Raw genomic sequence first — 20,365 nt, 5'->3', positions numbered from 1 at the left:
GCTTAAGTCAAGGAAGCAGGTGTGACTGTGAGCGACGAGGGACTGTTTGACGCCTCGGAGGCCGAAGTCGGGTTGACTGGACGCCCACTCCGTGAGCTGCCGGAGCCGGAGCCGCTGGAAAAGCATGGCCCAGCAACGATCATTTCCATGTGTAACCAGAAGGGCGGCGTGGGTAAGACGACGTCCACCATCAACATGGGCGCCTGTCTGGCGGAGCTAGGCCGTAAAGTCCTGCTCGTTGACCTCGACCCGCAGGGTGCGCTGTCTGCAGGCCTGGGGCTCACGCACGATCAGATCGAGGACACGATCTACGACGTCATGCTGGACAGCCAGGTCTCGGTGCACTCGGCCATCGTCCACACGGGCGTGGCGGGGCTGGACCTTGTCCCCGCCAACATTGACCTGTCGGCGGCGGAGATCCAGATGGTCAACGAGGTCGGCCGCGAACACACACTGGCCCGCGCGCTGCGCCCGGTGCGCAAGGACTACGACTTCATCATTATTGACTGCCAGCCGTCGCTGGGCCTGCTTACCGTCAACGCGCTGGCCTGCTCCCAGGGCGTTATCATCCCCATGGAATGTGAGTTCTTCTCCCTGCGCGGCTTGGCCTTGCTCACGGATACCGTTGAGAAGGTCGCCGACCGCATCAACTTCGATCTCGAAGTCATGGGCATCCTGGTCACCATGTTTGACCGCCGCACCCGGCACGCCCGCGAGGTCATGGACCGCGTGGTGGAGTATTTCGGGGACAAGGTCTTTGACACCGTGATTACCCGGACGGTGCGTTTCCCGGAGACCTCCGTGGCGGGCGAGCCCATTACGACGTGGGCGCCCAGCTCCCAGGCGGCGAAGCAGTACCGTGACCTGGCCAAAGAGGTCATCGAGCGGGCGACTGTCTAAACCGCGATGACGCAACCGGAGATTACCGGCTTCCGCATCGCGCTGGGCAACTTTGAGGGGCCCTTCGACCTGCTCCTGCAGCTCATCCAGTCAAAGAAGCTGGATGTCACGGAGGTTGCCCTGTCGGAGGTGACCGATGAGTTCGTGGCCTATACCCGCGCCCTCGGGGAGACCGCGGACCTGGATGAAACCACCGAGTTCCTCCTCATTGCCGCTACCTTGCTGGATCTTAAGGCCGCGCGCTTGCTCCCGCGCGGGGAGGTCGATGACTTAGAGGACCTAGAGCTGCTGGAGACGCGCGACCTGCTTTTCGCCCGCCTGCTGCAGTACAAGGCGTACAAGCAAGTGGCAGACCAGTTCGCGCTGTGGCAGCGCCAGGCGCGCCGGCGCTACCCGCGGGCGGTGGCCATGGAGGAGCGTTTCAGCGATCTCTTGCCGCCGGTCAAGCTGGGACATACCCCGGCGAGCTTTGCGGAGCTGGCCGCCGGCGTGTTTCGCCCGAAAGCACCCGAGGAGGTTGCCACCGGCCATATCCACCAGGTGGCGGTGTCCGTGCCGGAACAGGCCGGCAAGATCCTGGATACTCTCAAGCTGTTGGGCAGCGGCCAGTGGATGACCTTTGAGGCTCTGACCAGGGATTGCACGGTGACAATGGAAGTTGTCGGGCGTTTTCTGGCGTTGCTGGAGCTCTATAAGGCCAAGGCGGTGGATGCGGAGCAGGAGGAGTCTTTAGGTCCGTTGGAACTGTCGTGGACGGGGCTGAACGTTGATCCGGCCGTCGTTGCCGCCGCCAACTGGGATTAGCGTACGATACCCAACCATGGAAGACATGGCCCTGCCCCTTATTTCGCAGCTGCGCTCGCGCCTGGAGTCCATTCTGCTTGTCGTGGACTCGCCCGCCAGCGTGGAAGCCCTGGCCCGCGCGCTAGATGCCGAGGTGAGCGTCGTGAGTGATGCCTTAAGGGCGCTCAAGCGGGAGTTGGATGAGCGCGGCTCCGGCATCGATCTCAGGGAAACCGAGGAGGGGTGGCGCCTTTACACGCGCCAGGACAACGCCGACGCCGTCGAACAGTTCGTGCTGGACGGCACCCAAACCAAGCTCTCCCGCGCAGCCCTGGAGACCCTGGCGGTGATTGCGTACCGCCAGCCGGTAACCCGTGCCCAGGTAGCCGGTGTGCGCGGCGTCAACGTCGACGGAGTCGTTCGGACCTTGGTGCTGCGTGGCTTGATCCGGGAGGTGGAGGCCACCGAAGGCCTGGCGCATCAGTACGAAACCACGGAGCTCTTCCTCGAGCTTCTGGGCATCGATTCTCTTGAGCGCCTGCCGGAGCTGGCGCCACTGCTGCCGGACCTGGACCAGATTGAGGAGGACTATTCATAACGGGACTTCCTGCGGTAGGATTGCGCGCGGATACTGGCGCTTTGCGCCGCCGCAAATTGAAGAACTATCGAGAGGACACAAACCCGTGACTCCACCCGCTCGCCGCGATGGCACACCGGAAAAGAAGCAGAGGGCCAGCGATAAGCTGGTTTCCAACGCTAAGCCGGCGCGCCACCAGCATGTAAAGAAGAAGCGTCCTGCCACCGCAGACTCCGTCGCCCGCGATTTGGGGGCTGATTGGCTGGTTGAGGACAACGCCAAGTCGAAGAAGAATGGCGGCCAATCCGCCAAGGGCGAGCGCCTCCAGAAGGTCCTGGCTAAGGCCGGCGTGGCTTCTCGCCGCCACGCGGAGATTCTCATTGATGAAGGCCGCGTCGAAGTCAACGGCCAGGTCATCATCACCCAGGGCACCCGCGTCAATCCCAACGCCGACGTCATCCGCGTCGACGGCGTCCGCATCAACGTCAACGAGGACACGCAGTACTTCGTGCTGAACAAGCCGCGGGGCATGCAGTCCACGATGTCGGATGACATGGGCCGCCCGTGCGTCGGTGACGTCGTCGCGGACCGGGTTGTGGCCGGTCAGCGCCTGTTCCACGTGGGTCGCCTCGATGCCGATACTGAGGGTCTGCTGCTGCTCACCAACGACGGCGAGCTGGCTAACCGCCTCATGCACCCGAAGTACGAGGTGCGCAAGACCTACCTGGCCACGGTGTTGGGTGAGGGCGATAACAAGCTCGTGCGCCAGCTCAAGCAGGGCGTCGAGCTGGAGGACGGCGTGGCCAAGGCGGACTTCGCGCAGATCGTGGACAAGAACCAGGGCTATTCGCTCATCCGCGTCGAACTGCACGAAGGCCGCAAGCACATTGTGCGCCGCATGCTCAAGGAGGCCGGGTACCCGGTGCAGCGCCTGGTGCGCACGAAGCTGCACACCGTGCAGTTGGGCGATATGAAGCCCGGCACCCTGCGTGCTCTGAATTCCAACGAGTTGACCAGCCTGTACAAGGCGGTGGGGATGTAAATGATTTCTAACATGCCAAACCAAGGCCTCATTGTGGCCGTTGACGGACCGTCCGGCACGGGCAAGTCCACCACGTGCCGCGCGCTGGCCAAGCGCCTCGACGCCAAGTACGTCGATACCGGCGCCATGTACCGCGTGGCCACCCTGGCGGTGCTGCGCGCGGGTGTGGACCCGACGGATACCGCCGCCGTCATTGGCGCTACTGCGAACCTGCCGCTGGAGGTCTCCGACGATCCGGACTCCACCCAGGTCATTTTTGACGGCGAAGACGTCTCCCGCGTTATCCGGGAGGACGAGGTCACCCGCAACGTCTCTGCCGTCTCCGCCATCCCGGAGGTACGTCAGAACCTGGTGGAGCTGCAGCGCACGTTGGCTGCGCGGGCCCACCGCGCGATTGTAGAGGGCCGCGATATTGGCACCGTCGTCCTGGCGGATGCGCCGGCGAAGGCCTTCATGACCGCCTCGGCCGAGGTGCGCGCGCAGCGCCGCCACGACCAGAACCTGGCGGCGGGCATTGAGTCAGACTTTGACACCGTGCTTGCTGACGTTGAACGGCGCGACGCTGCCGATTCCTCCCGTACCACCTCGCCGCTGCGCCCGGCTGAGGACGCCGTGCTCGTGGATACGTCTTCGATGACGCGCGACGAGGTACTCGAGGCGCTTGTTGACCTCATTAAGGAGTCTGCCGATGACTAATGATGCACACACCCCGGACGAGTCGGGCCAGGCACCCGAGGAGTTCGAGACCGAGTTCCACTACCCGGTGGGCAAGTTCGAAGAAGAATTGGTCCGCGATCCGCACGGCGGCTGGGCCCCGGCTGACTTCGACTCGGAGGAGTTCGACTACGAATTTGATGAGTCGGAGCTCGATGAGTCCGAGTTCAGCGAAGCGGACTACGGCGAGGAGGGCAGCACCGAAGGCGACGAGGCTCCCCTGAGCGAAGAGGAGTGGGAGGCGCTCTCGCACGCATTTGGTGTCGACGAGCAGCACACCGAGGAAAACCTCTGCACGGTGGCCGTGGTTGGCCGCCCGAACGTGGGCAAGTCTTCCCTGGTCAACCGCTTTTTGGGGCGTCGCGAAGCAGTGGTGGAGGACCACCCGGGCGTGACCCGTGACCGCGTGTCCTACGTGGCGGACTGGAACGGCCAGCGCTTCTTTGTCCAAGACACCGGCGGCTGGGACCCCAACGTCAAGGGCATCCACGCGGCGATCGCACGCCAGGCCGAGCAGGCCATGGCCACCGCGGACGTCATTGTCTTCGTCGTCGACACCAAGGTCGGCATCACCGAAACGGACGCCGTCATGGCTCGTAAGCTGCAGCGCTCCGAGGTCCCCGTCATCCTGGTGTCCAACAAGTTCGATTCGGAGACCATGTACGCCGACATGGCGGAGTTCTACGCGCTGGGCTTGGGCGATCCCTGGCCGGTATCCGCACAGCACGGCCGCGGCGGCGCCGACGTCCTAGATGAGATCCTGCGCCTGTTCCCGGAGGAACCGCGCAATTCTTCCATTACGTCCGGCCCGCGCCGCGTGGCGCTGGTGGGCAAACCGAACGTGGGCAAGTCCTCTCTGCTCAACAAGCTGACCTCGGAGGAGCGCTCGGTCGTCGACAACGCCGCAGGCACCACCGTGGACCCGGTGGACTCCCTAGTGCAGCTGGATGAGCGCCTGTGGAAGTTCATCGACACCGCGGGCCTGCGCAAGAAGGTCAAGAACGTCCAAGGCCACGAGTACTACGCCTCCCTGCGCACCCGCGGCGTCATCGACGCGGCGGAGGTGTGCATCATGCTTATCGACGCCTCCCAGGAAGTCTCCGAGCAGGACCAACGCGTGCTCAACATGATCCTGGAGGCCGGCAAGGCCCTCGTCATCGCCTTCAACAAGTGGGACCTGGTGGACGAGGACCGCCGCTACTACCTGGACCGCGAGATCGATGAGAACCTGCGCCACCTGCCGTGGGTAACGCGTGTGAATATCTCCGCCGAGACCGGCCGCGCCCTGCAGAAGCTGGAGCCGGCCATGATTGAGGCGCTGGAGAGCTGGGATCAGCGCGTGTCCACCGGCCAGCTCAACAACTGGATGCGCGAGGCCATCGCGGCGAACCCGCCGTCGATGAACAACAACCGCCTGCCGCGCGTGCTCTTTGCCACCCAGGCATCGACGCAGCCGCCGACAATCGTGCTGTTTACCACCGGATTCCTCGACGCCGGCTACCGCCGCTACCTGGAGCGCAAGTTCCGCGAGCGCTTCGGCTTCCACGGCTCTCCGGTGCGCATCGCGGTGCGCGTGCGCGAGCGCCGCCAGCGCCGCTAGGCAGGAACCATCACGGCCTAGATCCAGCCGTTGGTTTCAGCGCGGCGGGCGGCCTCGAAGCGGTTGCTCGCCCCAGTCTTGGACATGACGGCGGAGATGTGGTTGCGTACCGTGCCGCCGCTGAGGTGCAGCGAGCTCGCGATATCGGCAGAGCCGGCACCGCGAACGAGGAGGCGGCAGACATCGATTTCGCGTTCGGTGAGAGGATTGTCGGGGCTAAAGAGGATGTCCTGGGCCAGCTGCGGATCGATGACACGCAGGCCGGAGTGGACGCGGCGGATGGCATCGGCCAGCTGGTCTGGGGGAGTGTCTTTGACTAAGAAGCCGTCGACGCCCGCGTCGAGGGCCCGCTTGACGTAGCCGGCGCGCCCGAAGGTCGTGACGATAAGGCTGCGGCAGGCAGAGCCAGCTAGGCTCTGTGCCGCATCGATGCCATTCATGCCGGGCATCTCAATATCAAGCAGCGCTACGTCGACGCTTCGCTCGGCCACGAGTCGCGCAACTTCCGCGCCGGAAGAGCATTCCGCAAGGACCTCCATGTCCGGCTCGGTGTTGAGGAGCGCGGTGAGGGCGCCGCGGACGAGCGATTGGTCTTCGGCGATGAGAAGCCGGATGGGCGCGGTCATGGTTGCTTAAACCTCCTGCACAGTATGGTCGCTGCTGAAAGTGACGAGCACGGAGGTGACACCACCGGAGCGTTGGACAATGACCGTACCACCGGCGTCCTCCGCGCGGCGGCGCAGGCCCGCAAGACCCGTGAGGCCGGAGGCCAGGGCGCGCGAGGCATCATCTGTGAATCCGCCACCGTTGTCCGAAACCTGGAGGGAATCCGCAGCGAGGAAGACCCAGCACTGCGTAGCACCCGAGTGGCGCACCACGTTGGTGGTGAGCTCACGCAGCCCCCAGGAGAATACGTCCTCGTGGCGTGATGGGTGCGGGAAATTCTCCGGCATGTGAGCTCGGATTCCTGCCGTATCGAGGATCCGGCGCGCCGCCTGAACTTCGCCGGCAAAGGTGGGGTTCTTCATGCGCGTGACGGTGGAGCGTACCTCAGCCAGGGAGCGCCGCGACAGGGAGCTGATTTCTTCCAGCTCGCCGGCGGCTCGTGTGGGATCGCGCTCCAGGTAGCGGCGTGCCACCTCGGACTTGAGGTTGATAGCGGTCAGCGTGTGGCCCAGGAGATCATGAATATCGGAGGCGATGTCCTCGCGCTGCTGCGCGAGCTCCAAGTCGTGGCGCAGGGCCGTTTCGGTATCGCTGCGCTGCGACAGGGCACCCAGCACCACGAGGAACAGCGGCCAGCCAAAGATGACCAGGCAGAGGTAGACAAAGGCGGGACGGCCGAAGTACCACGCGGGTATGCTGGCGGCACAGCCGGTCAGCGCAACGATGGTTCCCGCCACCGTGAGCGGCTGGGTGTAGGCGACGATAGCCCCGAGATACGGCAAGAAGACGACCGCCCAGACGTCGTAGGCGGGGATAGCGGCAAGCGCGAGCACTGCGAGCAGCACCCAGCGAAGCGCCACCCGCTGGCGTTGTGACCAGCCGCGCGGCCAAGTCTGAAGGCTGCCGAAGGAAAAGAAGTAGGCGGCGGCGAAAGCGAACGTGATGACAACGGCCCAGACGCGTTGTGCGGAAGAATTGTCGGGCAGCACCAGAACCTGCAGGAGCGCCGGGAGGAGAAAGATGAGCCAGATGGCCGCGAATGCCGCGTCGCGGAGCGCGAAGTGCTTCATCAGGCGCGGCCCTTGTCGCGTTGGCGAAGGAGCAGGCAGATCCCGGCGAAAACCACTGTCCATACAGCGATGTTAACGCATGCGTACCACAGCGGGTCGTCGATAAAGAGGTGCTCGCCGTCGACCATCTGGGCCCCGTCAGACAGCGGCCAGCGAGCAAGGGCCTGCGCGCCGTACATGGGACTAAAGCGGCCGATGCTCAGGATAGATTCCTTGAGCGGCATGAAGACGTTTCCGGCGAAGGCCAGGATGACGATGCTTGAGGACGCAATGGAGACGGTGTTCTCCGAGGGGATGAGCATGGTGCAGGCCATGCCGTAGATTCCGAACGGAATGGCGCACGCCAGCGTTAGGAGGAAGGACTTTAGCCACTGCTCGGGCTGCATGCTGGCCTTGGTGAGCGCTCCGGTGACGAAGACGGCGGTCACGGGCAAAAGAGCCCGTACTGCGATGTTGAGGAAGCCGGCCCAGGCCAGCTGGGAGGGGCGCAGAGGAGTCAGCGCTAGCTGCCGGCCCCAGCCGGTACGATGCTGGGCCACTATCGCCCCCGCAGCACCCACCGCGCCCGTGGCGCCGGCATAGAGGGCCATACCAATCATGACGAGGGCAGCGACGTTTCCGCCATTAAACTCAACGTCGCCATAGTCTTGCATGGCGCCGAAGAGGATATAGAAGACCACCGGAAGGCCAACGCTGAAAAAGAGCGTGGGTATGTCCCGGCGGAGTCGCTTGAGATCGAGGGCAGCGTAGCGCAGGGTGGTCGAGGTATTCGGCATGGACACTCCTTATCGGGTTGAGTTGTCGGGCCCGGCGCTGGAGAGCTCCACGAAGGACTCCTCCAGGCTGTGGGCGCTAATCGTGATGTCGCACGCGCTGGTGTGGGTAAGCAGGTAGCGTGCCACTGCGTCCGAGTCACGAGTGGTGATGGTGAGAGCGGTGGCGGTGTGCTCCCGGTGGAGCGCACCGGGCAGCGGGGCGCGCAGGAGGCTGGCGGGAACCCCCGCAGGAAAGCTCGCGCGCACGGTGCGCGTCGCATGAGCGTCGCGGATCTCCTCCGTGGTGCCATCGGCGCGGATCTGCCCCTTGTCCAGCATGATGATGCGCTGGGCAAAGGCGTCGGCCTCGTCCAGGTAGTGCGTGGTGAACAGGATGGTGCGGCCAGCTTGGGCCTCGTTGCGCATGGACTCCCAGAAGTGTCGGCGGGCGCTGGTGTCCATGCCGGCCGTGGGTTCGTCGAGAAGCAACAGCTCTGGGTCGCCGAGGAGAGCTAGCCCAAAGCGCAGGCGCTGCTGTTCGCCGCCGGAGCATCGACCGACCCGCCGCGAGAGGAGGTTACCGAGGCCCGCGCGCTCAATAACGTCCGAATAGGCGCGCCGGGTGGGGAAGGTGGCGCCGATGAGTTCCAGGGTCTCTTTGACCGTGATATCGGGCAGGAGGCCGCCGGTCTGCAGTACCGCGCCAACGCGGCCGCTGTTAATGGCGTTGCGCGGGGTATCGCCGAGGACCTCGATGACGCCTGCGGTGGGGGTGGTGAGCCCCAAGATGAGGTCGATGAGAGTGGACTTGCCGGCGCCGTTGGTGCCCAGCAAGCAGGTGATCTGTCCGCGGGGGAGGGTCAGGGAGACGTCGTCAAGCGCGCGCACTGGAGTGCGGGAGGAAGCGTGAAAAGTCTTGATGATGCCGGATGCGCAGATAGCCGGCGGTGAAGTCTGTGTGTTCATACCTTCACGCTAGGAAGGGCAGGAAGACACCACCTAGGCCCCGCGTCATCACTCTGGCATGACAGCTGTCATGGGATGTGCCGGCTGCTATTCTCCGGTGCGCGCTAGGACGAAGGCGTCCGTGCGGTACGGGATGGCCAGCTTCTGGCCGGGCTGAAAGCCCATGTGCTCGAAGAGGTACCAGTTGAGGTTGTAGGTCATGCGCTCATGAATCGTGCTCCCGTTGCGCAGCCAGTAGGAGCGCGTATGCATCAGTTGATGCAGCTGTTCCGGGGTAAGGGAATGCTCCCAGGTCAGGCGGAGCTCGTCGCGCACTTCCCACGGGGCGGCGATGGTGGGATAGAAGCCGGGGCGTTGCACGTCGCCGGAGTGCATGATGCGCGCCAGCCGCAGAATCCACGGGTCAGCACCCACGTCCAGTGTGTTCCACACCAGGAGCACTTTCCCACCCGGCGTCAGTACACGGTCGAACTCGGCGCAGGCGCGTTCCACATCTACCCAATGCCAGGTTTGGGCGCAGGTGATGGCGTCCACACTGCCGCCGGCGAGCGCGGTGTCTTCGGCGGTGGCTCGCCAACACGGCACGCCCAGCTCAGCGAGTACCCGCGTCATGTCGGGGGAAGGATCGCTGGCGTAGACCACGGGGTTGTCTAGCGTCGCGGTGAGCTTGCCGGTACCGGCACCGACGTCGAGCACGGAGTGCGCGGACGCAATGAGCTTGGCGACGTCCCCCGGGTACCCCGGCCGCACATCATCGTAGGTATCGGCGCCGTGCTCAAAGGCTCGCGCAGAGCGCGCGCGGAGCTCTGAGGTGCGAAAGGTCGGCCCCTCCTTCTCCGAGGCCGGGCGGTAGCTGGGGTAGTGCTGGGGCAGCGGATGGGAGGTACCAGGGGTCTGAGGCGGCTCGGAATTCATAGCGCTGTTAAACTTACCGCGCTTGCTTCGGCGCGCGGAAGCGCGGGCGCGGAGCAGTTCCGTTAGGACAGTAGAGGTACGACAGATGCGACATGAGAGTGGGTGGTCCGTGATGCGTGTAGGCGCAGTTAGCATGCAGCGGTCACGGCGCCGGCCATTCCGCCTACTCGCGGCGGCCTCCGCTACCGCGTGCGCCATGGCTGTGGCATCCTGCGGCAGCAGCGAGGACAACGCTCCTGAACAATCGCAGCCGTCCACGGCCTGGACCAATGACTTGGGCATTCCACTGTCGACACCACTGGTGGGGCCAGAACCAGGACACACCAAGAAGATGCAGCTGGCATCGGGCCGCACCTTCCTGCTGCACGTTCCGGAGGGCTACACCCCGGAGCGCTCGTGGCCGATCATTCTGGTCTTCCACGGCTGGAATGAAACAATCGATAGCCTGGAGGTCAACACTGGTTTTTCTGACTCCCGGGCTATCGTGGCCTATCCCCAAGGCGTGGACGGTGCGTGGTCGCCAGCACCCTATGCCAAGACGAGCACCGATGAGGACTTGCAGTTTGTTCATGACATGGTGGATGGGCTGCGGTCGACGTACCGGGTGAATGATAATGAAATCTTCGCCGCGGGCATGTCCAACGGCGGTGGCTTCGCCGCTTTCTTGGCCTGCCGCATGCCGGAAACCTTCCACTCCGTCGCCACGGTGTCAGCGGCCTACTACGAGGGCATCCACGATGGGTGTACGGATAGACCGGTAGGGCGGCTCGACCTCCACGGCACCAAAGACCCGGTGGTCAGCTACGACGGCGGCGTGCGGCACGAGACCCCGTATGCGTCCGTGAAGGAGGTTCTGCACGAGCACGAACGACGCAATAGGTGCTCGGGCAAGGTGGAAAGCGTCCGCCTGACCAACGGCGCGGAGAAGGAAACCTGGATTGGTTGCGAAGCTCCGCTGCAGCACATTCGCATCGAGGGCGGTTCCCATATCTGGCCGGGCGGATTCAATACCCGGCACATGGAGGTCGGCCCAGGCTTTGCCACCGATGCGGTGCTGGACTTCTTCGGCATCCCCGGCCGCCCGGCGAACACCAAGCAGGAGGACGCTACGGCATCGACGACGCGCCAGGCGCCTTAGTCCGAGGAGCCGTCGGTGCCTTGCTTGTCTGCGCCGCCAGTGGCTGCCCCGGTGAGGCGAATCTGCCGGAAGTGCATGCCCTCCAGTGCTGATACCCGAGCCAGGCAAATGTCTGCCACGGTGCGAAAACCCGCAGCGTAGGCGGCGCTATCCTCCCCGGTAGGCTGCGCTATCTGGACCAGATGGACGCTGCGCTCGCCGCCGTCTTCGCGGTTGAGCTCGGCGACTGCCTGGGCAGTTGTCCCGGAACCAGCAAAAAAGTCCAGCACCACTGCGTCCTTCCCGCCCGCGATGGCAATGAGGTGCTTGATCAGGCGTACCGGCTTGGGAAAGTCGAAAACGCCGGCAACGCCCAGCGCCTCTTCGGCGTCGCGCCGGCCCGAGCGGGTCACCCCGAAACGCTCGCCGTCCAAGATGGAACGCGGGCGTGCGCCCTTCTTCTGATAGTTCTTGGTGTAGACAAACCCGCGCCGGAAAACCAGCTCGTCGTAGCGCTCTGCCACCTTGTCGCGACCCCAGCGCCAGCGAGCCACGTGAGTCTTGCCCTGCGGCTGGTGCGGCCAGTACTCCCGGCCCTGCGGATCGGTGATGGGAAAGTCCAGGGAGGGAAGATAGCCCAACGTTTTCGAGTCAAGGCGCACAAGCGAATAGTTACCCTTGTCGTCACTGTGGTTGTACCGAGTCGACGTATGGCCCTGCGGATCGACGTTGAACCCAGGGTTGGCCGGGGACTTGGCGTAACACAGCACGTACTCGTGCTCGAGCACGGCGTACTTGGAATCGTTCTTGCCGGTTCCTCCCTTCTTCCAAATCATCTGTCCGGCAAAACAGTCCTCGCCGAAGACTTCATCCATGACCAGCCGCAGGTGCGCGCATTCGGATTCACCAATTGATACGAAGATAAATCCGGTGTCTGCGAGCACCTCTCGGGCCACAATGAGGCGGGGCAGCATCATGGAGAGCCAGCGCGCGTGCCATTGGCCAAAATTCTCGGACCGCATCTCGCGCCGCTGGCGAAAGTTGTCGTGGTAGACAAAGTCTTTGCCCGTGTTATAGGGCGGGTCGATATAGATGACGTCAGCGTGGAATCCTTGGGCGCGAAAACGCTTGAGGGCGCCCAGGTTGTCCGCCACGGTGACAGAATGCGGTGCGTCCTGCGGGCCAGTCTCTTCGCAGCGTGCAACATCCAGGGGCCGCTGAGCCTCCGCTGCGGCCGCTTCCTTCCCCAGCCACGTGAGGCCAAAGTACGGGGACTCCAGTGCAGGAGAGTGAGGGGCAGGAGATGCAGGCGAACTGTGCATGGTGGCGGCGAGGGAGTTTTCGGAGCTTCGGAGTAGTCTAAGTCTTACGTCGAATTCAACAGATTCAACAACGGAATTGTGCTGTGAATCAGGGTAGCGTACGCGCTGTGGAGTGAGGCGAACGACGGGCGTGAGACCTCGTATGAGAGCTCCTGTTGCCACCCCGTCAGTTCAACCGGAATGCGCAGTGACAGACACTTATTACGGAATGGTAACTGTAGCGAACCATGTTCAAACTTAAAAGCGTTCTGAGATTGTCGATCGTTGCGAGCCCACGTTATGGCCCCAATGGGGTAGCGGGAGGGGGTAACCTTTCGGCGAAGCGCTTAAAATCTCTCAGGATTGTTTTCGCCCCCTCCGGCGGTCACAACTGGCAGGGCGCGCTCATAGTTTTTATGGCGAAGATTCAGGTCCGTCGGTACGGTGGGTGACGTGGCCCGCATGGCAGTGGCTCGGACTGGCCTAGACCGGCAAAGTCTCACTGGCGCACTGTCTATAGGGTCCAGTCGCAGACAAATTGGCTGCGGTTGATTAGAGACGAAATTAGAAGAAAGGACGATACGCAATGGGTATCTTCGACAAGGCAAAGGACGCACTGAACAGCGACAAGGGCGAGCAGCTTTCTGACAGCGCTCTGGACAAGGGTGCAGACCTGGCTAAGGGCAAGCTCGGCGAGGACAAGGCCGACAAGAATCGATTCCGCTCGTGACCAGCTCGACGACCGCATCGGCAACGCTGGTGCCGAGGGCGCTCCGGAGGAGCAGAACTAAGTAGGGGATCACCCCTCAACAAGTGGCATCTGGGTGATAAACGCTCAGCCTGTCACATAGCGCAGCCCCGTCTCCGAGAGGAGAATGGGGCTGTTGTGGTTTTAGGAACGAGGCCTGTGGTGTCCACACTGTGGGAAATTTATCCGCCGTGGCCGGACCGCTACCTGAGAGCGACCTTTAAATTTGATAAGGTGTTGGATCCGTAGTCAAATCTGAGCGAATAGTAGGTAGGCTTCTACACGTGATTACTTCAGTTGGTGTGGATAAGGGCAACCAGCCCTCTCGTCAGCTCCTTATTGAGCAGGCGGAGAGGGTTATCGCCAAGGCGGGAATTAGCGCGGTGCATCTGCGCGAAGTTGCCGACCAGGTTGATGTCCCATTTGCGGAAGCGCGCGAGCACTTTGCGTCTGATGGGCAGCTCGTTGAAGCAACCACGGAAGACCTCAATGCCGCTCTTACGTCCGCGGTTGATCTGCACCTGGCAGACTTGCCTGAAGATGCAACGGCGATCGATAGGCTGCGTGCCGCATCCTTGGCCTATTTCTCCTTCGCAGTCGAGGACCCCACCGCATTCGCCGCGTTCTCTGCGGTGCAATCGGTAGCAAAACCGCGTCTTTATGCTGAGGACTTCGCCGCCGCGGGCGGTGCCACCGACCCGTGCCCAATTATGGAGCTGCTCTTTGACCTCACGGGCGATGCCATGGCGGAAGCCGGTGGCTCTTCTGACCCGCACGAGATTCTGCTTTCTGCACTGGCAATTTTTTCCCATCTGCACGGCGTGACGCAGCTGGCTGCAGAGGGTATTCTGCGCTACCTCTCACCAGCGGCAAAGAAGCAGACCTTCAGTGGCGTTATGGACACTCTTAGCGTGGGGCTCAATCCTTTCTTTAAGGGTGAGTGCGTGGAGAAGGCTGAACCACGAGGGTTGAACGGGGAACAACCGGAACCGATCGTGCAGAAGGCCGCAGAATTCCCTCGTGGCACTGAGGAAGAAACGCGCACCGCGCTGTTGCGCGGTGCCATTGAGGAGGTGCTGGATCACGGCGTCACTGGCCTCCACTTGGGCGGTGCTGCTACCCGTGCCAACTTGACGGTCCAGGAGGCCGAGCACCTCATCGAAAGCGACCAGGAGCTGGCCAGCTACCTGGAGCGCTACCTGGACAAGATCAACTACGACTTTATTGCCGGACAGGTCTCGGCCGTCCCAAAGGACGCGGGCGCGATCTCAATGATTAGGGCTACCGGCTACGGCTACGTTTCTCACGCCCTAGCGGATCCGATGGGCTTCGATGCCCTGATTAAGATCTCTTCTGGCCCCATTGTGCCGATGTCCTTTGAGGATGACTTCCTTCCGAACGCCGGCAAGGATGTTGAGGTTCAGCGTGACTTTAGCGAGTTCGGCCAGGCCTTTGGTTTTATTATGTCGCTGGTGCGCCAAGCCATTGATGAGGTGGAAGGCCCGCGTACCCCGTGGGTGCTCTACACTCTCGTGATTTCTGTGTGGGCAGGTGCACACGGCCTTGCCATGCTGAGCACCAAGGGTCCGCTGCGCGACTACGAGACGGACTACATCTTCAAGGTGCTCACACACTACATGGACATCGAGCTCGGCGGCGTCATGCGAAGCATCGGCGCAGCACAGTAGTGAAGTAGAGCGGTCAGAACTTTAAGCTGGCTTTGCAATTTCCCCCACGCCCGGCGGCGCTTGGGGGAATACTTTTTGCCTAGACCCTTGGCGGCTTGGGGGTTTAAGGTCGTATTTTAGTCTCGTCTTTGCTGCTATCTGCCTAGAGGGGAGTACGCCGGTGCACTATTTTGGGGTGCATGTAAATACTGTGAGCGGCTAATTTGCCGTCCGGACCTTCACTAAAATGGGGGTAGTCAATCTTTTCCCTGCAGTGGCAATAAGATTTGCATGGTTGTATAGTGGCCTCGTCCGATACAAGGAAATTCTTACCTTGAAGCTGCAGAATTCAAGGCCCTACTCAAGAAAGCTTCACTATGCGCCCTATTCGCTCCCGCTTTGTGGCTACGGCCGTTGCTGTCGCCACCGCCTCGTCCCTTATTGTCGCCCCGCAGGCCTTTGCCGATGAGCCACCGTCTGACTCCTCGTTCGTCCAGGAGAAGTCCGGTACCGAGACCGTAGACGTCAACGGCACGGAATTCGATGAGGACGGAAACCTCATTGACCCGAACAACGCCGGTGATACGGCCATTGAGGAGCTGGAAGGGGAGAGCGACGACAGCGGCTTCAGCTTCTACGACGCGGAGCCGACCGAGGCTTCTGACAACGCCAAGCCCACCACCCTAGATGAGCTGGAAACCACCGAGGCCTCGACCCAGGACGTTGCAATCAAGGCCGTGGAGGAGAACGGCAAGCTGGTTTGTGAGAATCACTGATGCCCCGGGCAAGGAAGGCGAGCTGCTCGAGCGCAAGCTGGACCTAGCCAAGGCGTTCTACGACGGTGGCAATAAGATCCTGCAAACTGTGTGGGAAGTAATTCCCGTGGTCGGGGACCTGATTCCTGCCGACTTCATTAAGAAGATCGGCGCCACCTCGTGGAATGGCATCGCTGACTTGGTCCGCAAGGGTGAGAAGGATAAGTCCGTGACCTGGGACCTGGCACGCGCCCAGGGCATGGCCATCGGTCGCATCGACAACGCCGATGCCGACGTGGACCTAGATAACCCGGACATGGCCAAGAAGACGGTGTCCGATCTCATTAAGTTCTCCGACGCTGCCTTTGGCAAGGGCGTATCTGTCGTCCTCAAGGTGTTTAACGCTGCGGTGACCATCGCGGGCCTCTTCCCGGGTGCCAACGCGGCGGGAGAGCTGAAGCTTTCCGACGCTCAGCAGAAGGAGATTGAGGACACCCTGTCGGGTATCTCGGAGTCTGCATCTGCGCTTGCCGCAGTCAACGCGCCGGCCGGCCAGAAGTGCGCTGACATGCTCAACGGTAAGAAGGTTGCCTCCGATGAGCCTGCTGAAACCACCACGGAATCCAGCACGGAAACCAGCACTGAGGCCACCTCTGAAACCACTGCTGAGAACACTACCGAGCCCTCTGCGGAATCCACCACCACCGAGCCGACTGAGTCCACCGAGGCTACCGAGACCACTGAGCCCACCGAGCCCACCGAGCCGACTGAGCCTTCGGAGGAAGCTTCTACCTCCGCTGAGTCGACCGAGCCGTCCGAGGCTGCTGGTGAGACCACCACTGAGCCAACGGCCTCTGCGGCTGCCGGCGCCGACGGCCAGGACGGTCGTGACGGTAAGGACGGCGAGCCTGGTCGTGACGGCCGCGATGGCCGCGACGGTCGCGATGGGCGTGATGGCCGTGACGGAGAAGATGGTGTCGACGGTAAGGACGGTAAGGACGGCAAGGATGGCGAAGCCGGCCGCGATGGTCGTGATGGGCGTGATGGCCGCGACGGCGTTGACGGCAAGGACGGCAAGGACGGCGAGCCTGGTCGTGACGGTCGTGATGGGCGTGATGGCCGCGACGGCGTTGACGGCAAGGACGGCAAGGACGGCGAGCCTGGTCGTGACGGTCGTGATGGGCGTGATGGCCGCGACGGCGTAGACGGCATTGATGGTGTCGACGGCAAGGACGGCAAGGATGGCAAGGACGCTGACATGTCCTCCATGGTCGGCTACTCTTTCCTCGCAGCCATCTTGGGCGGCGGTGTCACGGCGGCCATTCTGGCGGCAGCTGATTACCTGTACCTCACGGGCTACCTGCCCAAGGGCAGCCTGCCCTGGCGTGCTGAGCGCTAAAGAGCCACCACCCGCGGCCCTACGGTCCGCTCGGTGATGTCGTGACCTCCCCTTGACAGCAGGGGAGGTCTTTTTCTTGCGTCACAGTCTGGTCGTCGTACGTATGATGGCGGCCATGACTGTGAACACCACTGCCTATGTTTCCTTCCCCGGCAATGGCCGCGAGATGCTTGAGTACTACCACTCGGTATTCGGCGGCGAGCTAGAGATCCTGACCTACGGCGATCAGCTGGATAATGGCGTCCAGTTCCCCTTTGACCCGCCGCGAGACGCAGTGGCGCACGGTACCCTGCGTGGACCATTTACGCTCGGCGGTGGCGATGATCTGAAGAACTCCCGCGACACGCTCAATCCGGGTGACATTGGCTTCACCGTGGAGTCTGACTCTGTCGAGGAAGCAGAGCGCATCTACAACAAACTCGCAGCAGACGGTGGCAACGCCTCCATGCCCTTCGCACAGGCTCCGTGGGGCGACTACTTCGGCATGGTAGTAGACCGCTTCGGGGTGGGCTTTAACGTCACGGTCAGCGCCACCCCCGACGCTTCGAACAAGTAGCCGGTCAATGGTGGGAGTGCGCGAGGGGCTCACGGTAGTCGTCGCTCAGCGCGAGCGCGCCCACGACGTCGCGGTGTTGCTGCGTGACTTCAACGCGGAGTTCGATACCGCGAGCCCAGCGATAGGGATTCTTACTGAGCGATTTCAGCGCCTCTTGGAGCGTGATGACGTTCTGGTGTGTATTGCTGACCTCAACCAGAGCGCGGTCGGCTTTGCATTCCTGACGCTGCGGCCTAGCCCGTACTATGAAACCCCCGTTGCCATGCTTGAGGAGCTGTACGTGCGCCCGGCATTGCGCGGGCAGGGGATTGGCACGGCCATCATGGACGTAGTAGAGGCGGAGCTGCACGGGAGGGGCGTCGAGGAGATCCAGAATCAATGTCGACGAGATGGACGGCGGCGCTTGTCGATTCTTCTCTCCCCGGTCGATTCTTCACCGACCGTCCGTGGGGATAGCCGCTGCTATTCACTTGCCTTTTCTTGCTACTTCCCTTCGTCTGCGGAGACGTAACCGGCAGCGCACGTGATGAGGCCGATGAAGCCGCACACGATTGCTACTGGCCGCGGCTGCTGCAGCACTAGCACGGTGCAGGCGACGGCGTAGGAAAGAGTCGCGAAAGAGAACCACCGCATTGCGGCGGCAGACTTGTGTCTGACAAAAGGGTTATCTATTCCGAGATCGTGCGCGGCCGGTATGGCGGTAGTGGTGAGTGCCCCTAATACTAGGCCACCGAGAGCCATTGGAGCTATCCAAGCAACAAGACTTCGGATGTAAAGGGAAATCAGTACGTCCTGTCTGGGCTAGAGAAAAACATCCCCTAGGATCGTCCATGAGGCGAAAACGCCTAAACCCACCGCATCGACGCGGTGGGTTTAGCTATGCGGAGCAGTTTCGCAAATGATTTAAGCTAGATTCGCAAAACCGTCCCGGAATTTTGTCGGACTAACAGGATTTGAACCTGCGACCCCTACACCCCCAGTGTAGTGCGCTACCAAACTGCGCCATAGTCCGCCGTCGCACCGTTCGGTGCAACTGCTACAGATTACACCAGCGGTATTCGATGAAACAAATCCCTGCTCATTCCCGGTTTCGGGGCCGAATGGGCGCCGGATCCCGCGCGCAGAAGTAGTAGGAGAGGTGCTAGAACTGCCCGGCGGAGTACACCCACTGGCCATCCTGGCGGCGGAAGGTGGAGCGCTCACGCTGGGAGCCTGAGGCCGCACCTTTATAGAAGGCCTCGAACTCCACTACGCCGGTGTCATCGAGCCGGCCGCCCGCCACGGTGTCGAGAATGTCGAGGCGGTAGAAGTGGATGCCGGTATCTGCCAAATCTAGGCGCTCGGGGCGCGTTTGGGGGTCCCACGTGCGTAGCAGGTAGTCCTCGTCGCCGGTGACGAAGGCGCTGAAGCGGGAGCGCATGAGTGCTTCTGCCGAGGGGGCGGGCGTGCCCGCGTGGTATCGCGAGCAGCACTCGCCGAAGGTGAGACCGGTGCCGCACGGGCAGCGGGCGCCGGGGTCCAGGGGGTTGAGAACAATCATGGCGCTACTGCGCTTCCGTGGCGGTAACGGTGGCAGAGGCAGTAGTGGTCGTGGTGGTGATAGTGGCGTTGAGCAATCCGTCGACGGTGGTGGCCGTGGCGGCGGCGACCAGCGCGCCACGCTGGTTATCCGTGAGGCCGGCCGGCAGAGCAATGCTGCGCTCGAAGGCCGACTCGCCGTGGTGAGTGACGGTAACGGAGAGGGCGGCCATCAAGGTGTCGTCAAGCTTCAGCTCTTTCGCTGCCGCCTTGATGGCCTGAGTGGAATCCGCCGCTAGCGCCGACATGAGAAGGCCCTCGGCGGTAAAGCCCTGGCCCTTGCCGCCCGCCTTCTTCGAGCGGTCTGCGGTCACGGAATGGTCGTTGCTGCGCACGACGACACCCATGCGGGTGCCTACGGCGGGGATGGCCGTGGCAGTTGAGGCATCCACGGGCGCGGGCACGTTCTCCGGAACTATGAACTGCTCCGACCAGGCACCAATGAGGTCGGCCGCACGCGCCGCTGAGCCCTGCTTGGTCAGAAGGTGGTCGGTCTTGTCCAAAGCCACCAGGGACTTGGGGTAGCGCGTGGTCAGGAAGATATTCTGCGCGTTATCAATGCCCACCGTGTGATCCAGGGGAGAGTGCAACAGCATCAGAGGCTTGCGCAAACGCGGCAGGTAGGCCTCCGGGTTGGTCTCCGCAAGGTCCTCCAGGAAGTAGCGGGAGATGGTCAGCTCGCGGCCGCCGAGGGTGACTTCAACCTGGCCGTTAGCGTCGACCTCACTGATCTTGTCCGCATAGTGCAGCACCGAGTGCGCGGGATCGAACGGGGCGCCGATGGTAGCCACGGCCTTGAGGGAGTGGATGTCGTTTGCCGCCGCGAGGGACGCAGCGCCACCCAGGGAGTGTCCCATGAGCAGTTGCGGGGCGGAATAGTTCTGCGCCAGCCACTCTGCGGCGGCCCGGATATCCGCCACGTTTTGGCTAAAGCAGGTCTGGGCAAAATCGCCTTCGGACTGGCCCAGACCGGGGAAGTCAAAGCGCAGTGTAGCGATTCCAAAGTTGGTGAGCTGCTTGCTTACACGGGCTGCACCTGGCGTGTGGCGCGAGCCGGCGAAGCAGTGCGCGAAAATGGCGTAGGCCTGAGGTGGGGAGTCTGGAAAGTCGATGGTTCCAGCCATCGTGGTCCCTGTACTGGAGGGAAGCGTCACGTTCACGGATTGCATGTCCATAAGGATATAAGGGCAACTGCAGGCGAGCTAACCGGGGTTGACTAGAGTCGAAGGGAGAATTGACTTCACGCACACGGATGG

Annotated in this window: 21 protein-coding genes and 1 tRNA gene; 13 read left to right on the top strand and 9 right to left on the bottom strand. The window is 62.6% G+C overall.

Going from position 1 to position 20,365, the window contains the following annotated elements; genetic code table 11:
- Positions 1-21: 21 nt before the first annotated feature.
- The 6 genes from ACKFR8_RS03000 (at position 22) to der (ending at position 5,616) form a co-directional block, all read left to right on the top strand.
- On the top strand, positions 22-900 hold the full coding sequence (locus ACKFR8_RS03000) for a ParA family protein (protein WP_296133351.1): 879 nt from the start codon (positions 22-24) through the stop codon (positions 898-900).
- A 6-nt stretch (positions 901-906) separates the two neighbouring features.
- Positions 907-1,704, top strand: coding sequence for a segregation and condensation protein A (locus ACKFR8_RS02995; protein ID WP_296133350.1), 798 nt, complete (start codon positions 907-909; stop codon positions 1,702-1,704).
- Between the two features lie 25 nt (positions 1,705-1,729).
- Positions 1,730-2,281, top strand: a complete 552-nt coding sequence (gene scpB / locus ACKFR8_RS02990; RefSeq protein ID WP_296133374.1) for an SMC-Scp complex subunit ScpB — start codon at positions 1,730-1,732, stop codon at positions 2,279-2,281.
- 85 nt (positions 2,282-2,366) lie between these two features.
- On the top strand, positions 2,367-3,302 hold the full coding sequence (locus tag ACKFR8_RS02985; RefSeq protein WP_296133348.1) for a pseudouridine synthase: 936 nt from the start codon (positions 2,367-2,369) through the stop codon (positions 3,300-3,302).
- A complete protein-coding gene (gene cmk / locus ACKFR8_RS02980) occupies positions 3,303-3,998 on the top strand; it encodes a (d)CMP kinase (RefSeq protein ID WP_296133346.1) in 696 nt (231 codons plus the stop codon).
- Positions 3,991-5,616, top strand: coding sequence for a ribosome biogenesis GTPase Der (gene der, locus ACKFR8_RS02975; RefSeq protein ID WP_408930554.1), 1,626 nt, complete (start codon positions 3,991-3,993; stop codon positions 5,614-5,616). Before cmk ends, der begins: the two co-directional genes overlap by 8 nt.
- Positions 5,617-5,633: 17 nt before the next feature.
- On the opposite strand, the gene ACKFR8_RS02970 is transcribed toward der, so the two are convergent.
- From ACKFR8_RS02970 to ACKFR8_RS02950, 5 genes are all read right to left on the bottom strand, one after another.
- Positions 5,634-6,242: a response regulator transcription factor gene (locus ACKFR8_RS02970; RefSeq protein ID WP_296133343.1), complete on the bottom strand. Its 609-nt coding sequence runs from the start codon at positions 6,240-6,242 to the stop codon at positions 5,634-5,636.
- A 6-nt stretch (positions 6,243-6,248) separates the two neighbouring features.
- Entirely contained in the window at positions 6,249-7,352 is a 1,104-nt protein-coding gene (locus ACKFR8_RS02965; protein ID WP_296133341.1) for a sensor histidine kinase, read from the bottom strand.
- The gene (locus ACKFR8_RS02960) at positions 7,352-8,128 is read right to left on the bottom strand and encodes an ABC transporter permease (protein ID WP_306507959.1); all 777 of its coding nucleotides are present in this window, start codon (positions 8,126-8,128) and stop codon (positions 7,352-7,354) included. The genes ACKFR8_RS02965 and ACKFR8_RS02960 overlap by 1 nt, the downstream gene beginning before the upstream one ends.
- 9 nt (positions 8,129-8,137) lie before the next feature.
- Entirely contained in the window at positions 8,138-9,073 is a 936-nt protein-coding gene (locus ACKFR8_RS02955) for an ABC transporter ATP-binding protein (RefSeq protein ID WP_306507958.1), read from the bottom strand.
- Between the two features lie 87 nt (positions 9,074-9,160).
- Positions 9,161-9,988, bottom strand: coding sequence for a class I SAM-dependent methyltransferase (locus ACKFR8_RS02950; RefSeq protein ID WP_306507957.1), 828 nt, complete (start codon positions 9,986-9,988; stop codon positions 9,161-9,163).
- A gap of 133 nt (positions 9,989-10,121) precedes the next feature.
- On the opposite strand from ACKFR8_RS02950, the gene ACKFR8_RS02945 reads away from it, so the two are divergent.
- Positions 10,122-11,126 (top strand): alpha/beta hydrolase family esterase, encoded by a 1,005-nt coding sequence (locus ACKFR8_RS02945; RefSeq protein ID WP_296133334.1) that lies wholly within the window; start codon positions 10,122-10,124, stop codon positions 11,124-11,126.
- Here the strand turns inward: ACKFR8_RS02945 and ACKFR8_RS02940 are convergent.
- Positions 11,123-12,427, bottom strand: coding sequence for a site-specific DNA-methyltransferase (locus ACKFR8_RS02940; RefSeq protein ID WP_408930553.1), 1,305 nt, complete (start codon positions 12,425-12,427; stop codon positions 11,123-11,125). The two genes, ACKFR8_RS02945 and ACKFR8_RS02940, sit on opposite strands and share 4 nt — an antisense overlap.
- A 565-nt stretch (positions 12,428-12,992) precedes the next feature.
- Here ACKFR8_RS02940 and ACKFR8_RS02935 point away from each other — a divergent pair.
- The 6 genes from ACKFR8_RS02935 to ACKFR8_RS02910 all read left to right on the top strand — a co-directional run bounded on the left by ACKFR8_RS02935 (position 12,993) and on the right by ACKFR8_RS02910 (position 18,042).
- On the top strand, positions 12,993-13,136 hold the full coding sequence (locus ACKFR8_RS02935; protein ID WP_408930552.1) for an antitoxin: 144 nt from the start codon (positions 12,993-12,995) through the stop codon (positions 13,134-13,136).
- Between the two features lie 302 nt (positions 13,137-13,438).
- On the top strand, positions 13,439-14,842 hold the full coding sequence (locus ACKFR8_RS02930) for a WHG domain-containing protein (RefSeq protein ID WP_306507955.1): 1,404 nt from the start codon (positions 13,439-13,441) through the stop codon (positions 14,840-14,842).
- 356 nt (positions 14,843-15,198) lie between these two features.
- The gene (locus ACKFR8_RS02925) at positions 15,199-15,597 is read left to right on the top strand and encodes a hypothetical protein (protein ID WP_408930551.1); all 399 of its coding nucleotides are present in this window, start codon (positions 15,199-15,201) and stop codon (positions 15,595-15,597) included.
- Complete coding sequence (locus ACKFR8_RS02920; RefSeq protein ID WP_408930550.1) at positions 15,584-16,975, top strand: hypothetical protein; 1,392 nt, start codon at positions 15,584-15,586, stop codon at positions 16,973-16,975. The genes ACKFR8_RS02925 and ACKFR8_RS02920 overlap by 14 nt, the downstream gene beginning before the upstream one ends.
- A 115-nt stretch (positions 16,976-17,090) precedes the next feature.
- Positions 17,091-17,531 (top strand): VOC family protein, encoded by a 441-nt coding sequence (locus tag ACKFR8_RS02915; protein WP_306507953.1) that lies wholly within the window; start codon positions 17,091-17,093, stop codon positions 17,529-17,531.
- A 7-nt stretch (positions 17,532-17,538) separates the two neighbouring features.
- Positions 17,539-18,042, top strand: coding sequence for a GNAT family N-acetyltransferase (locus ACKFR8_RS02910; protein ID WP_408930549.1), 504 nt, complete (start codon positions 17,539-17,541; stop codon positions 18,040-18,042).
- Positions 18,043-18,469: 427 nt separating this feature from the next.
- On the opposite strand, the gene ACKFR8_RS02905 is transcribed toward ACKFR8_RS02910, so the two are convergent.
- From ACKFR8_RS02905 to ACKFR8_RS02895, 3 genes are all read right to left on the bottom strand, one after another.
- Positions 18,470-18,543: transfer RNA gene (locus ACKFR8_RS02905), tRNA-Pro, on the bottom strand.
- A gap of 129 nt (positions 18,544-18,672) precedes the next feature.
- Positions 18,673-19,071: a YchJ family protein gene (locus ACKFR8_RS02900; RefSeq protein ID WP_408930548.1), complete on the bottom strand. Its 399-nt coding sequence runs from the start codon at positions 19,069-19,071 to the stop codon at positions 18,673-18,675.
- Positions 19,072-19,075: 4 nt separating this feature from the next.
- Complete coding sequence (locus ACKFR8_RS02895) at positions 19,076-20,278, bottom strand: bifunctional alpha/beta hydrolase/OsmC family protein (protein ID WP_408930547.1); 1,203 nt, start codon at positions 20,276-20,278, stop codon at positions 19,076-19,078.
- Between the last annotated feature and the right edge of the window lie 87 nt (positions 20,279-20,365).

It is taken from the genome of Corynebacterium axilliensis (assembly GCF_046097495.1).
In the GTDB taxonomy this organism is placed as follows: domain Bacteria; phylum Actinomycetota; class Actinomycetes; order Mycobacteriales; family Mycobacteriaceae; genus Corynebacterium.
This window is presented reverse-complemented; position numbering and strand designations above follow the sequence as displayed.

Coding starts and splice junctions, on each gene's coding strand:
- cmk (WP_296133346.1), top strand. CDS start 3,303: ATGATTTCTAACATGCCAAACCAAGGCCTCATTGTGGCCGTTGACGGA.
- ACKFR8_RS02995 (WP_296133350.1), top strand. CDS start 907: ATGACGCAACCGGAGATTACCGGCTTCCGCATCGCGCTGGGCAACTTT.
- ACKFR8_RS02960 (WP_306507959.1), bottom strand. CDS start 8,128: ATGCCGAATACCTCGACCACCCTGCGCTACGCTGCCCTCGATCTCAAG.
- der (WP_408930554.1), top strand. CDS start 3,991: ATGACTAATGATGCACACACCCCGGACGAGTCGGGCCAGGCACCCGAG.
- ACKFR8_RS02965 (WP_296133341.1), bottom strand. CDS start 7,352: ATGAAGCACTTCGCGCTCCGCGACGCGGCATTCGCGGCCATCTGGCTC.
- ACKFR8_RS02940 (WP_408930553.1), bottom strand. CDS start 12,427: ATGCACAGTTCGCCTGCATCTCCTGCCCCTCACTCTCCTGCACTGGAG.
- ACKFR8_RS02925 (WP_408930551.1), top strand. CDS start 15,199: ATGCGCCCTATTCGCTCCCGCTTTGTGGCTACGGCCGTTGCTGTCGCC.
- ACKFR8_RS02950 (WP_306507957.1), bottom strand. CDS start 9,988: ATGAATTCCGAGCCGCCTCAGACCCCTGGTACCTCCCATCCGCTGCCC.
- ACKFR8_RS02945 (WP_296133334.1), top strand. CDS start 10,122: ATGCAGCGGTCACGGCGCCGGCCATTCCGCCTACTCGCGGCGGCCTCC.
- ACKFR8_RS02970 (WP_296133343.1), bottom strand. CDS start 6,242: ATGACCGCGCCCATCCGGCTTCTCATCGCCGAAGACCAATCGCTCGTC.
- ACKFR8_RS02910 (WP_408930549.1), top strand. CDS start 17,539: ATGGTGGGAGTGCGCGAGGGGCTCACGGTAGTCGTCGCTCAGCGCGAG.
- ACKFR8_RS02955 (WP_306507958.1), bottom strand. CDS start 9,073: ATGAACACACAGACTTCACCGCCGGCTATCTGCGCATCCGGCATCATC.
- ACKFR8_RS02895 (WP_408930547.1), bottom strand. CDS start 20,278: ATGCAATCCGTGAACGTGACGCTTCCCTCCAGTACAGGGACCACGATG.
- ACKFR8_RS02900 (WP_408930548.1), bottom strand. CDS start 19,071: ATGATTGTTCTCAACCCCCTGGACCCCGGCGCCCGCTGCCCGTGCGGC.
- ACKFR8_RS02915 (WP_306507953.1), top strand. CDS start 17,091: ATGACTGTGAACACCACTGCCTATGTTTCCTTCCCCGGCAATGGCCGC.
- ACKFR8_RS02935 (WP_408930552.1), top strand. CDS start 12,993: ATGGGTATCTTCGACAAGGCAAAGGACGCACTGAACAGCGACAAGGGC.
- scpB (WP_296133374.1), top strand. CDS start 1,730: ATGGCCCTGCCCCTTATTTCGCAGCTGCGCTCGCGCCTGGAGTCCATT.